General features: G+C 66.6%; 13 protein-coding genes. 10 read left to right on the forward strand and 3 right to left on the reverse strand.

All coding sequences use genetic code 11. From position 1 onward, the window contains the following. Positions 1-241 precede the first annotated feature (241 nt). Positions 242-925, forward strand: coding sequence for a nitroreductase (locus tag AC5WJ1_RS24600; protein WP_494476980.1), 684 nt, complete (start codon positions 242-244; stop codon positions 923-925). A 107-nt stretch (positions 926-1,032) separates the two neighbouring features. Here AC5WJ1_RS24600 and AC5WJ1_RS24605 read toward each other — a convergent pair whose 3' ends face one another. Further along, positions 1,033-1,554, reverse strand: a complete 522-nt coding sequence (locus AC5WJ1_RS24605; protein WP_133095724.1) for a hypothetical protein — start codon at positions 1,552-1,554, stop codon at positions 1,033-1,035. Positions 1,555-1,975: 421 nt separating this feature from the next. On the opposite strand from AC5WJ1_RS24605, the gene AC5WJ1_RS24610 reads away from it, so the two are divergent. The 6 genes from AC5WJ1_RS24610 (at position 1,976) to AC5WJ1_RS24635 (ending at position 8,206) form a co-directional block, all read left to right on the forward strand. After that, the gene (locus AC5WJ1_RS24610; protein ID WP_135703050.1) at positions 1,976-2,563 is read left to right on the forward strand and encodes a hypothetical protein; all 588 of its coding nucleotides are present in this window, start codon (positions 1,976-1,978) and stop codon (positions 2,561-2,563) included. Between the two features lie 156 nt (positions 2,564-2,719). Then, complete coding sequence (locus tag AC5WJ1_RS24615) at positions 2,720-5,041, forward strand: DUF3141 domain-containing protein (RefSeq protein WP_135703049.1); 2,322 nt, start codon at positions 2,720-2,722, stop codon at positions 5,039-5,041. Positions 5,042-5,077: 36 nt separating this feature from the next. Then, positions 5,078-6,040, forward strand: coding sequence for a phosphate acetyltransferase (locus AC5WJ1_RS24620; RefSeq protein ID WP_218959454.1), 963 nt, complete (start codon positions 5,078-5,080; stop codon positions 6,038-6,040). Between the two features lie 4 nt (positions 6,041-6,044). Next, positions 6,045-7,247 carry an acetate/propionate family kinase gene (locus tag AC5WJ1_RS24625; protein WP_135703048.1) on the forward strand — a complete coding sequence of 401 codons (1,203 nt, stop codon included), beginning with the start codon at positions 6,045-6,047 and terminating at the stop codon, positions 7,245-7,247. Positions 7,248-7,340: 93 nt separating this feature from the next. After that, a complete protein-coding gene (locus AC5WJ1_RS24630) occupies positions 7,341-7,607 on the forward strand; it encodes a hypothetical protein (RefSeq protein WP_133095719.1) in 267 nt (88 codons plus the stop codon). 62 nt (positions 7,608-7,669) lie between these two features. Then, positions 7,670-8,206, forward strand: a complete 537-nt coding sequence (locus AC5WJ1_RS24635) for a GNAT family N-acetyltransferase (RefSeq protein ID WP_494476621.1) — start codon at positions 7,670-7,672, stop codon at positions 8,204-8,206. 60 nt (positions 8,207-8,266) lie between these two features. Here AC5WJ1_RS24635 and AC5WJ1_RS24640 read toward each other — a convergent pair whose 3' ends face one another. Both AC5WJ1_RS24640 and AC5WJ1_RS24645 read right to left on the reverse strand, forming a co-directional pair. Continuing rightward, positions 8,267-8,932, reverse strand: coding sequence for a hypothetical protein (locus AC5WJ1_RS24640; protein WP_255519635.1), 666 nt, complete (start codon positions 8,930-8,932; stop codon positions 8,267-8,269). A 17-nt stretch (positions 8,933-8,949) separates the two neighbouring features. Further along, complete coding sequence (locus AC5WJ1_RS24645) at positions 8,950-9,627, reverse strand: hypothetical protein (protein ID WP_135703046.1); 678 nt, start codon at positions 9,625-9,627, stop codon at positions 8,950-8,952. A gap of 459 nt (positions 9,628-10,086) precedes the next feature. On the opposite strand from AC5WJ1_RS24645, the gene AC5WJ1_RS24650 reads away from it, so the two are divergent. From AC5WJ1_RS24650 to AC5WJ1_RS24660, 3 genes are all read left to right on the forward strand, one after another. Next, positions 10,087-11,115, forward strand: coding sequence for a YeiH family protein (locus tag AC5WJ1_RS24650; RefSeq protein WP_135703045.1), 1,029 nt, complete (start codon positions 10,087-10,089; stop codon positions 11,113-11,115). 186 nt (positions 11,116-11,301) lie between these two features. Continuing rightward, positions 11,302-12,234, forward strand: a complete 933-nt coding sequence (locus AC5WJ1_RS24655; RefSeq protein ID WP_240745823.1) for an IclR family transcriptional regulator — start codon at positions 11,302-11,304, stop codon at positions 12,232-12,234. A 45-nt stretch (positions 12,235-12,279) separates the two neighbouring features. Continuing rightward, positions 12,280-13,092, forward strand: coding sequence for an SDR family oxidoreductase (locus tag AC5WJ1_RS24660; protein ID WP_133095715.1), 813 nt, complete (start codon positions 12,280-12,282; stop codon positions 13,090-13,092). The last annotated feature ends 21 nt before the right edge of the window (positions 13,093-13,113 follow it).

The following is a 13,113-nucleotide window of genomic DNA, read 5'->3' on the forward strand; positions in this document are numbered from 1 at the left end:
TTTTCATATGCGATCGGGGCTCCGATCCCGTGTAGGAAGATAGGCGAATCGCGTGCGCGCGTGCGCGCGGGATCGGGGAACGAAGCGTTCAGGAATTTGGACGCCGGGCCTGCGCGGTCGCGCGCCGTCGTTCGCTGCTGCCGAACGAAGCATTCAAGCATTGCCATCTTCACAAGGCAGGGGACGTGTCTATGATCTTTTCCACCGTAGCGACCCCCACCACAAGAACGGAGACATGAAGATGGAGACAATGCAGATGACGGAAGCGCTGATCCGCGGACGCCACAGCAAGCGCGGCTTCCTTGACCGGCCGGTGCCGATGGAGACTGTCAGGGACATCCTGTCGGTCGCGAAATACGCGCCGAGTTCGAGCAACACGCAGCCCTGGCGCTGCTATGTGCTGACCGGAAAGGCGCGCGAGAAAATCGCCGGTGCCGCGGTCGAGGCGTATCGCGCCGATCCCGAGGGACTGGTGCCCGATTACCCTTTCTTCCCAAAGGAATTGCCGGCGCCATTTGCGTCGCGCTTCAACACGTTTCGCGGGATGCTGGGCGACGCGCAGGGCGTGCACAGGAGCGATATCGCCGGGCGCCGGCGCGACGTCGAACGGCAGTTCTGGTTCTTCGATGCGCCAGTGGGACTGATCTTCACCATGGACCGGCGCCTGGAATGGGCCAGCTTCATCTGCTACGGCTGTTTCCTGCAGAACCTCATGCTGGCCGCTCGCGCGCGGGGGCTGGACACCTGCCCGCAGCAGATCTGGTCGCTGCAATCGCCGGTGCTTCGTGAAGGACTCGCCATTCCCGACGGGGAGATGGTCGTGGCCGGGATGTCACTCGGCTATGCGGACAACAGCATCCCCGAAAACAACATGGAGCTTTGCAAGCTGGAGCTGGACGAGTTCGTCTCGTTCGTCGATGGCTGACATGCGGAACCGGACAGGCCGCGCCCCGACCTGTCCGGCGCAATTGTCATCGGCGAGTGTGGTGCGACGCCATGGGCCTGCGCGCAGGCGGCCTGCCCGCGGCCGGCCTATTTGCTGCTGTCGCGCGCGTCGCCGCCGATCGCGTCGAGGATGATCATGGTCCGGTCGAGAACGCCGCGTTCGTCAAAGTAGGCGCTGAAATGTGCCGGCATGTAGGCACCTGCGTAGAGCCGGTAGGACCAGGCTTCCCGCTTCATCAGCGGGTAGAACTGGATGGGCTCGCGCGGATGGCCAAAGCGCTCGGCAATATCCTGCTTGGTCCAGACGCCCGGGCGCGCTTCGTAGATTTCCTTCTCGGTGAGCATCTGCCTGAACCTTGTCAGCTTGCCGTTTCCGTCAAAGTCTGCCGCGTAGACCTCGAAGCCGAGCGGCTGCTTCGAATAGATCCAGCGGGTGGTGCCGTCGGCGAGCTGGTAGGTTTCGGTGGGAGTGCCGAACGTATCGCGCACGGCATTCTGCGGAGCGCCGAGCATGCGTTCTGCCGTCTGGAGGGGCTGGAGGGAGGCGCAGGCGCCCAGCACCAGGCTCGCCACGGCGGCGGCCACGCAGGTGGGGAGGCGATAACCCATGATCGTTCTCCTGGGAGGCGGCGGGGCACGCGCCGCGCCAGTTCAGCATAGCGCACGCAGCGCAGGAGTGTTCATGCATCCGGCCGCCCGTGACCGAAATTTTTCTCATGTCGTCTTCCGAAAAGATTCAGTTCAGTTGCGACCACGACTGACGTTAGAGTTCGGAGCGACCTTATCCACGGATACCCGCATCAAAAGCCTTTTCATCGTCACCCACGACGGGCACGCCTTCGGGCGGGATCCCGGGCCGGACAGTGACGCCCTGTCAAGCTGCAAGTACAGGTTGCGAGGCGCCTCCACGGCATGTTCTCCAACAGTCACAGGATTTCCGCCCTGGTAGTGAGTGAGCGCTTCAACCGAGGCGAAAGGCGGCATAGGAAGCCCGAATGGGCGCAAGGCAAGTCTGATCAGAGGGGATAGCATGAAACGAATGACTCTACTGGCTGCGGCGGTCATGGTCGCGGCGACCGCTTCTGTCTGGGCGCAGCCCGAAACCCGCGTGGATGTCACGCAGTCGCCCGGACAGGCGACCGCGACCGGCACGGCGAAGCTCAATGCCACGATCGTCAAGATCGATGCGCCGACGCGAACGGTCTCGCTGAAATCCGCCGACGGCAAGGTCACGGATCTGGTGGTGGGGCCGGAGGCGCGGAACTTCGAGCAGCTCAAGGTCGGCGATACCGTCGCGATCGAGTACAAGGAAGCCCTGACCATGAGCCTCAAGAAGGGCAAGGGGCCGCTTGCCATGACCGAGCGCGAGATCTCGGACCGTGCGGCGCCGGGCGCCAAGCCGGGCGGCACAGTCGGCCGCGAAGTGACCGTCACCGCCGACGTTGTGGCGGTCAATACCAGCGCCAAGACCGTCACCCTGAAGGGGCCGAAGGGACGCACCGTGGACCTGCTGGTCGAGGATCCGGAACGTCTCAAGGGCATCAAGAAGGGTGACCGGGTCGAAGCGGTCTATACCGAGGCCATTGCTGTGTCCGTGCAACCGGCCGCAGCCAAGTAGCAGTACCGAAAAGCACCGAATTGCTCCAGGACAGGCCCGCCGGTCATGCGGGCCGTTTCCTGGCGTCCGCGGTCGGGGCGGTCGGGGCGTACCGCCACGGTGGACCGACCCCCGCCCCCTGGCCTCCCTGTCACAGAATGTCTGGTGGAGAACGGCATGGATGCAGCAAAGCAACTGGTTCACGCGCGTGAAGTTGGCCTCAAGACCGGCATGGTGCTGCAAAAGCGTCTGAAGAATGCGCAGGAGGCCTATAGCGGCCGCGTGCAGCAAGCCGTTGGAGCTCCGGGGAGCGCTCCGTCCACGCCGATGGCCGACATGGATCCGATGGGCGGCTATGCCTATGCCGTCGACAGCATGCAGCGTGCCATCCTGTTCTGGGACACGCTCAGGCAACGGGGCAACAACTTTGTCGAAAATACCATGCAGGGCCTCAAGCCGGTCCTGCATTTCGGCTACGAGACCATCATGGACGGGCGCCAGTTCGAGCGGCCCGTCAACTATGCGCTGCTGAAGATAACGGCGCCCGATGGCGTGACGATCGATGACAGCCGCCGGCCCTACGTCATCATTGATCCGCGCGCCGGCCATGGGCCGGGCATCGGCGGCTTCAAGGACGACTCGCAGGTCGGCGTGGCGATGCGTGCCGGCCATCCCGTGTATTTCGTCATCTTCTTCCGCGATCCCGAGCCGGGACAGACCCTGCTGGATGTGTGCGAGGCCGAGCAGCAGTTCATCAGGAAGGTGCGCGCGCTGCATCCGGACAGCCCCAAGCCGGCCATCATCGGCAATTGCCAGGGGGGCTGGGCCGCGATGATGCTGGGCGCCTCGGATCCCGACGACACCGGGCCGATCGTCATCAACGGCGCGCCGATGTCGTACTGGAGCGGTGCCTGGAGCGAGGGCGAAGGCGACAACCCGATGCGCTATTCCGGCGGGCTCCTTGGCGGCACCTGGCTGGCCTCGTTCACGGCGGACCTTGGCAACGGCAAGTTCGATGGCGCCTGGCTGGTCCAGAATTTCGAGAACCTGAATCCTGCCAACAGTCTCTGGGACAAGTACTACAACCTGTACCGGAAGGCCGATACCGAGCCGCCGCGCTTCCTGGAGTTCGAACGCTGGTGGGGCGGCTACTACCTGATGAACCGCGAGGAGATCGAATGGATCACGCGCAATCTGTTCGTCGGCAACAAGCTCTGGAGCGGTGACGTCAAGAACGCCGGCGGCAAGGCGTTCGACCTGCGCGAAATCCGCTCGCCCATCGTGCTGTTTGCGTCGATGGGCGACAACATCACCCCGCCGCAGCAGGCATTCAACTGGGTGGTGGACATCTACGGCAGTACCGAGGAGATCAAGAGCCGCGGCCAGGTGATCGTTGGCATGATGCACCGGAGCGTCGGCCATCTCGGCATCTTCGTTTCCGGCAAGGTGGCGCAGAAGGAGCACGCGCAGATCGTCTCGGTGCTCAAGAGTATCGAACTGCTGCCGCCGGGGCTCTACGGCATGGTCATCCATGAGCGCAAGGGCAGCGATGGCGTGGAGTACGAGGTCGAGTTCGAGGAGCATTCGCTCGAGGACATCGCCAGCCGGCTCAACCGCTTTGAGCGCGTCGACGAGCGGCCATTCCAGACCGTCGCCAACCTGTCGGACTTTACGCAGCGCGCCTACGAGCTGTTTGCGCAGCCTTATGTCCAGGCGGTGTCCAACGAGATGACAGCGCGGGTGCTGCGCGAATTCCATCCGCTGCGCATGCAGAACTGGCTGTTCTCGGACCTGAACCCGTGGATGGCATGGCTGAAGCCTGCCGCCGAGGCGATCAAGGCCAACCGGCAGGCGCTGGAACCGGACCATCCGCTGCGGCGGCAGGAACAGGCAGGCGCGGAATTGCTCAGCGCCGGACTGGACGCATACCGCGCCGTGCGCGATGCGATGACCGAGTACACCTTCTTCAATGTGTATGCCAACCTGTTCCCGTTCCAGCCAAGGAGCGAGCCCGATGCGCACGCGGGCACACCGGCGGCGACCGACCCGCGGGAGCTGCCGGAAGTCAAGGCGGCGCTAGCCGCGGCCGGGCAAGGCGGGTACGCGGAAGCCATCGCCCGGCTGGCCTGCCTGCTGAGCCGCAAGGGCGAGCCCCTGCCGCTGTCCAGGCTGGAGTTGCGCAAGGAACTGGTCACGGACTATGCGGATCTGCTACCGGAACTGGAGCCGGACGCCTGGCGCAAGATCCGCGGCCGGCAGGAACTGATCACGCGCTACGCGCCCGAGGAGGCGCTCGCGACGCTGCCCGCCTTGCTCAGGCATCAGGCCGACCGCCAGCGGCTGCAGGCGCTGGCGGACAAACTGCGTACCGATGAGCGCGTGCTTGGCGCCACGCCCACCGACGAGCAGGCGGCAATGCTTGAGCGGATCCGCACCGTGCTCGGCAGCCGGCCAGAACGCGCGCGCGGCGCGGCCGTTCCGATCAAGCGCGCTTCCTAGCGCGCCGTGGAGCTGCATCGCAGGCGACTGAAACCGATGAACCCGACGCAGGAGCAAACCGTGAATGCCAAGCATGAGAAGTACCAGCGTCTGATCGACTACTGCAAGACCATGCCGCCCACGCCGACCGCAGTGGCGCATCCGTGCGACAAGTCTTCGCTGGAAGGCGCCGTGGAGGCCGCCCGGCTGGGTCTGATCGCGCCGATCCTGGTCGGCCCGCGCGCCCGCATCGAGGACGCCGCCCGTGAAGCCGGCATCGACATCCGCGAGTACCCGATCGTCGATGCCGCGCACAGCCATGCGGCGGCGGCTGCCGCCGTGCAGCTGGTGCGCGAGAGCAAGGCCGAGGCCCTGATGAAGGGCAGCCTGCACACCGACGAGCTGATGGGAGCCGTGGTCAAGGGCGACACCGGCTTGCGCACCGCGCGGCGTATCAGCCACTGCTTTGTGATGGACGTGCCCGGGCACGAGGACGCGCTGATCGTCACCGACGCGGCCGTCAACATCGCCCCCACGCTGGCCGAGAAGGCCGACATCCTGCAGAACGCGATCGACCTGGCCCATGCCTTGCGGGTCGAGGAGGTGCGCGTGGCGATTCTTTCGGCCATGGAGACGGTCAACCCCAAGGTGCCGTCCACGCTGGATGCGGCCGCGTTATGCAAGATGGTCGACCGCCACCAGATCACCGGTGCCGTCGTCGACGGGCCGCTCGCCCTGGACAACGCCATCAACCTGGATGCCGCGCGGATCAAGAAGATCGACTCACCGGTGGCCGGGCGCGCCAATGTGCTGCTGGTGCCGGACCTGGACGCCGGCAACATGCTGGCCAAGAGCCTGACCTTCCTGGCCGGCGCCGACGCCGCGGGCATCGTGCTGGGCGCGCGCGTGCCCATCATCCTGACCAGCCGCGCCGACTCCGTCACGACCCGGCTGGCGTCGTGCGCGGTGGCCGCGCTGGTGGCCAGGGCGCGCCGCGAGTCCGGCCAGGTGGCGGGGTGATGCCATGGCCGAACTGATCCTGGTCCTGAATGCGGGTTCGTCGAGCATCAAGTACTGCGCCTACGATACCCATGACGATGCCCTGAGACTTGTCTTGCGCGGCAGCCTCGAAGGCCTCTATACGGCGCCGGCATTCCGCGCCACCGACGCGGCAGGGGCCGAGATCGAGGCAAAGCGCTGGGAGGCCGGCACCGAGCTCGGGCACGAGGGTGCCATCGCCTTCCTGGCGGACTTCCTGCGCAGCCACGGCGAAGGGCATGCGCTGAGCGCGGTGGGGCACCGGGTGGTGCATGGCGGCGTGCGCTTCACCCAGCCGGCCAGGGTGACCGATGCGCTGCTGGCCGAGCTGGATACGCTTTGCCCGCTTGCCCCCTTGCACCAGCCCCACAACCTCAAGCCGATCCGCATCCTCGCCGAGCGGCGTCCGGAACTGCCGCAGGTCGCCTGCTTCGATACCGCCTTCCACCGGGCGCAGCCGGAAGTGGCACAGGCCTTCGCGTTGCCGGCGGAGATTACCGACAGGGGCGTCAGGCGCTACGGCTTTCACGGGCTGTCCTACGAGTACATCGCAAGCGTCCTGCCGAGTGTCGATGCGCGCGCCGCCGCGGGCCGCACGGTTGTGGCGCACCTCGGCAACGGCAGCAGCATGTGCGCGCTGGTCGGAGGGCGCAGCGTGGCCAGCACCATGGGCTTTACCGCGGTGGACGGGCTGCCGATGGGAACCCGCTGCGGCAGCCTCGATCCGGGCGTGATCCTGTACCTGATCAGCGAACTCGGCATGGATGCCCACGCCATCGAGGACCTGATTTACCGCAAGTCCGGCCTGCTTGGCGTCTCCGGCTTGTCGAGCGACATGCGCGCGCTGCTCGCCAGCGACGATGCGCAGGCCCGCTTTGCCGTCGAGTTGTACACCTACCGCATCGCCAGGGAGCTTGGCTCGCTGGCCGCCGCCGCGCAGGGGCTGGACGCGCTGGTGTTCACCGCAGGCATCGGCGAGCATGCTGCGCCGATCCGCGAGCGCGTATGCCAGCTCGCGGCATGGCTCGGCGTGAGCGTCGATGCCGCGGCGAACGCGGGCGACGGACCGCGCATCAGCCCGGCGTCCGGAAAGGTTCCGGTCTGGGTCATCCCGACCAACGAGGAACTGATGATTGCCAGGCATACCAGGGAGGTCCTCGCAGTGCCCGCACGCCGGTCGGACGGATGACGGGGGCGATGCCAGACCGCGCCAGCTAGCCAAGCTCTCCTGCGGAAACTAAAGTGGATTGACGACACAAGGCCGATCCATCAAGGAGGCGCCATGTTCCATTCCTACCCGCTGCGGCTGGCTTCCCTGGCGGCATCGCTGGTCCTTGCCAATGTTGCGTTTGCCAGCGTTGCATGGGCGACCGAGCAAGCGCAACAGCGCCGTGCCGGTCGTGACGTTCGCCAGGAAACACGTCAGGACTCCAGGCAGACCAAGCAAGACTGTCGTGCCGCGGACCAGCAAAGCAATGCCGGTTGCCGGCAGGACAAGCGGCAGACAAAGCAGCAAGGCCGCGAGACAGCCAGGGACATCAAGTATTGATGCATGGCAATTCGGAGCTGCCGTCCAGCGAACCCGCTTTCTTTTCCACCCACAACGTTGCCATGCAAGACAAGCCTGCAGCGACAAGCTTCGTGCCCATCAACGTGCCGCTGCGCGATGGACGGCAAGTGCTTGTGCGGGAGATAACCGAAGACGACAAGGTCGGGCTGCTGGCGGCATTCAACAGGCTGTCGGCCGATGCGCGCTACGCCAGATTCATGGCTGCCATGCAGCAGCTGCCGGAAGCGATGCTCGAACATGCGACGCACCCCTCGGTCGAGCGCGAGTTTGCGCTGGTGGCGCTTGCCACGGAAGGCAAGGCGTCGTCCATCGTGGGTGGCGCGCGCTACGCTGCGGCACCGGGCAGCAATACCTGCGAGTTCGCGGTAACGGTCGCCGATGACTGGCACAGGCTTGGGCTGGCCAGCCGGCTGCTGGGCACCCTGATCGACATTGCCCGGAGCCGCGGCTATCGGAGCATGGAAGGCTATGTCTTGTCGTCGAATACCGGCATGCGGCGACTGGCCAGGCAATTTGGCTTTGCCGACGTGGCCTGTCCGGACGATGCCACGCTGCGCGTGGTGACGCTTGCGCTGTAAGTCCAAGCGCACGCATCCGGATCAAACCGTACTCAAACGTACGTGCTGCGCTCGCCAGCGTCAGAAGCTCAGCCCGATCGAGACCACGGCGATCTGGTCGTGCGCGGCGGGGTTGAACCAGTAGACCGCACCGGAGACATGCTTGCCCTTCACTTGCGCAAACACGCCGCGCTGCAAATTGCGGCCATTGTCAGGCACACGCGTGCGCTGGGCCGCCAGGCCCAGCCGCAGCCAGTCCCGAGGGCGCCAGGCTAGCTCGCTCCATGCATAGGCGTACCCGGACGGCTCGGCGTCCGGCACGTACTCGAACTCGATATAGGCATCGGCATAGCGGCCGGTCAGCGTGGCCTCGAACCCGCCCACGACGCTGTGCGTGCTGCCGGTGACCACACCCAGGATCGGCGTGAAATCCAGCCGCAAGGCGTCACCCCAGCCAAGGTTGTAGCCGACGAAGAACGAGTACGCATCCATGCCTTCGTAGTTGCTGCGCGCCTCCAGGTGCAAGGCGCCGCGCTTGGCGATGGCGATGCCCGTGACATAGGCTTCGCTGCCGCGCGGCAGATTGAGGTAAGCTGAGACTCCGCCGCTCCACGCCGGCGCCTCCGCGGTCGCGGGCGCGACGCTGTCTTCGGCGGCATGCAAGGGCAGCGGCGCGGTTGCCGCGGCCAGCACCAGCCAGCGTGCGGCCAGTCGTGTTGCGGGTCGTGTTGCGGGTGGTGCAGCCATACCCCCGGCCTCCATGGTCAGCCTCCAAGCGCGATGATGGCCACGGTCAGTGCAACGCCGACCAGCGTCATCGCCGCACCCGCTATCCATCCGCCGAAGCCGGCATAGCGCCCAAGCGCGATGCCGGCCCCGAACAGCATCAGGATGGTCAGCACGCGCGATACCAGCAGCGCCGTGGAGACGTCCGCAAACACGATAAACGGCAGGGCCACCGGGAAGGTGGCAAGCACGACCAGCAGGAAGATCCCGGCAGCTGCCAGCAGATCCTGTGTGCCCAACGCCGGGCGCGCGGGCAGATCGACGGTGCGGGCGATGCGGCCCCGCATCGCTTCCAGCTCGGCATCGTCGACCAGCGTGCGCAAGGCGGGCGAAAGCGCATCACGCAGGCGCGCGATGGCGTCGCCCGGGTCGCCGGCATTGCGAACCGCCTTGACCAGCGACAGCCTGCGCCCGCGCTCGGTCAGCGTGCGCACCAGGTACATCACGGCATCGGCCAGCCCCCAGGCCAGGTTGCAGCCCAGCGCAGTGAAGAACATCGTGCGTGGGGCATCCGCCGGCGCGCCGACGGCCGACACCGCGCCAACGAAGGTCAGGGCCATGAACAGGCCGAAGCACATCTCGCATACGCGGTCGACGGTATCGAGCAGGCGCGGCCGCACTTCGGCGGCGTGGGGGTCGAGGGAAGTAGTCAACACTGGCTTGCACCCGGCTGCAACTGCCCGCGGCGAAGGTCTGCGACGAAGCCCCCGCCCCCCGTGCCGGGTGCGACAGCATCGAGCCTGCGGCTCCCGGGCGGGCAGGCATCCCGGGGGCGCGACCTGACGGCGAAGGCGGCGCCGCCGGCACTCGCCAACTGCCGCCGCATCTACTGTAGGCAAAGATCCACACCGACGATAGCGGCGCATGGTGCGGAAATTACACCCGGAGGTATGGCGGCAGCCTGCGGTACCTTCGGCATCTGCGCCGCCATCAGCCCGAAGCGAGGTGCTGCAGGGATCGCTCACCAGTAACGGTGGCATGTAATGCAAAGCCGCTGGCATCCTTTGCATGGCGGAAACCGGTTCGCTGCACCATGCTTGCCGGATGGGAAATTGCAGAGTGTGTCCGCGTGCGTTTTCCGGTTTGCAACGATGGCGGACATCGGAGAGACATTCATGTCCGAAAGATTTCTGAATCCGGGCTGGCTGGGCACCTTCCGCGGCTACCTGCCCGGCATGGTCATCAGCGCGGTGGTAACCGTGGCAGCCATGTCGCTCGCCGCGCATTACCAGGCGCCGGTAATGCTGTTCGCCCTGCTGTTAGGCATGGCGCTGAACTTCCTGTCCCGGGAATCCTCCGGCGCCGCAGGCATCGACTTCAGCGCCAAGCAGGTGCTTCGGCTGGGCGTGGCCTTGCTGGGGTTGCGCATCACGGCGTCGCAGGTGGCGGCACTGGGTTGGCACTCGGTTGCCATGGTCATACTGGCGGTGGCGCTGACCATACTGTGCGGCATCGTGCTGGCCCGGTTGATGGGATTCCAGACCTTCTTCGGCTTGCTCACCGGCGGCGCCGTGGCAATCTGCGGGGCTTCCGCGGCGTTGGCCCTGTCGGCGGCCATGCCCCAGCATCCGCTAAAGGAGCGCGCGACGCTGTTCACGGTGATCTCCGTCAGCGCGCTGTCGACGATGGCGATGGTGGTGTATCCGATGATCGCGCAACTGCTGGCCTTGCCTTCCCTGCAGGCCGGAGCCTTTATCGGCGGGACCATCCATGACGTGGCCCAGGTGGTTGGGGCCGGTTACAGCATCTCGCACGAAGCCGGCGATGCGGCCACGCTGGTCAAGCTGATGCGGGTGGCCATGCTGCTGCCGGTGATCGCGCTGGCCGCGTGGTTGTCGCAGCGGCATCAGCGGGCGCAGGGAGAAGCCGGAAAGGGGCCGCGTCCGCCGCTGCTGCCGTGGTTTGCCGTGGCGTTTGCGGTACTGGTGGCGATCAACAGCACCGGCTGGCTGCCTGCGGGACTGGTTAAGGCGGGGCAGTTCGCGTCGCAGTGGTGCCTGGTCATGGCCATGGTCGCAATCGGCATGAAGACTCACCTCAAGGACATTCTGTCCGTAGGGTGGAAGCCCGTGGCGCTGATGGTCCTGGAAACGCTGTTCCTGGCCATGCTGTTCTACGGCATGCTGGTGTTGGCGCGGTCCTAGTTTGTCCGGCGGCTCGGCAGGCTTTTGCTCCCGCGGTCAACGGCAATGGTCGCGCGAACGTGCGGATTCGTGCCCATGAACGCCGTCTCTCGCGCACATGATTTCGCTACATACCGATGCCAGCTTCGGCCGGGAACTGCTATCAAGAGTCCTTTGCCGTTGCCGCACGCCGTAGCCGCCTGCCCGATGAAGCGCTCCACCACCATCCCGACTCCGCCGCCCGATGCCGCCCACGCGCTTGCGCCGGTCGACGCGCAGGCGAACTCCGGTTGCGAGGACCGCAATTTCGTCACGGCGCTGGCGCGCGGCATGGAACTGCTGCGGGCCTTCGGGCCGCAGGACGATTACCTCGGCAATGCCGAATTGTCGCGCCGCACCGGCATCCCGCGGCCGACCGTGTCGCGGCTGACTTACACGCTCGCCACGCTCGGCTACCTGACCTATATCGAGGGCACGGAGAAATACCGGCTGGGGCAGGGCGCGATGGTGCTCGGCCATCGCTACATCGCGGGCGCGGGCATCCGCGAGATCGCGCAGCCGCTGATGCAGTCGCTGTCCTTTGCCACCGACTGCACCGTGGCGCTGGCGATGCCGGACCGGCACGCCATGGTCTACCTGGAAAGCTGCCAGCCGCGCGGCGCGCTGGTGATCCGGCTGGCGCCGGGTGCGCGCCTGCCGATGGCCACCTCGGCGATCGGGCGCGCCTGGCTGGCAGGGCTCGACCCCGGCCAGCGCGAAGCGGCACTGGCCGAGCTGGCGCGCCACTACGGCGCGCGCTGGGCTGCCATGCGCAGCGGCATCGAGCGCGCGCTGCACGACTACGCCCGCCGCGGCTTCTGCGTGGCGCACGCGGAATGGGACCGCACCGTCAGCGGCGCCGCGGCGCCGCTGCGGCTCGCGGGCAGCAGCGAAGTGCTGGCGATGAATATCGGCGGCTCCGCGGCGCGGCTGTCGCCGGAGATCCTGGAAGGCAATCTCGGCCCGCGCATCCGCGACCTGGCCGAGACGTTGCAGGCGCGCCTGTGGCAGCCCGGCGGCGCGCGCGCTTCGATGCGCCTGCCAGCGGATGGGCCCGAGGCGGGCGCATGTCCCGCCGGCCAGCGAGCCGCCAACGAATGACGCGGTGGCAGACCATATCAACAAGGATCGATGAGGAGATAGCGCATGGACATACGTAACAAGACCGTAGTGGTGACCGGCGCGGCCACCGGCATTGGCCGCGCGCTGGCGCTGGCGTTTGCCCAGGCCGGTGCACGTGGCGTGGCCGTGGCCGACCTGAACGAGGCCGGCGCCGCCAAGGTCGCCGGCGAAGTCCAGCAGGCAGTGCCGTCGTGCCAGGTGTTCGCGCAAGCGGTGGACGTTGCCGATGCCGCCGCGGTGCAGGCACTGGCCGACGAGGCCACGCGCCGCTTCGGACAGGTCGATGTGTTCTGCTCCAACGCCGGCATCATCCTGCGCAAGGGCCTCGACGCGGGTGCCGACGAATGGCAGCGCATCTGGGAAATCAACGTGATGGCGCATATCCACGCGGCGCGCGCGGTGCTGCCGCAGATGCTCGAGCGCGGCGACGGCTATTTCGTCAATACGGTATCGGCGGCAGGGCTGCTGTCGCAGATCGGCTCAGCCCCCTACGCGGTGACCAAGCACGCGGCGATCGGGTTTGCCGAATGGCTGTCGATCACCTATGGCGACCGCGGCATCAAGGTCAGCTGCATCTGCCCGCAGGGCGTGCAGACCAATATGCTGTTCGGCGAGAACGGTGAGCGCAAGGGCTTCCTGCAGGAGGGCTCGGTTACCGCCGAGCACGTGGCCGCGGCGACCCTGGAAGGCGTGGCCCACGAGCGCTTCCTGATCCTGCCGCACCCGGAAGTGCTGGAGTACTACCGCCGCAAGGGCCAGGACTACGACCGCTGGCTGCGCGGCATGCGGCGCCTGCATGACAAGGTGATGCAGGAGTTCGGCGGCATCGCGGTGTAAGCGCGCGGGCCCGGCGGCCCG

This window comes from Cupriavidus sp. MEYA8 (genome assembly GCF_059278825.1).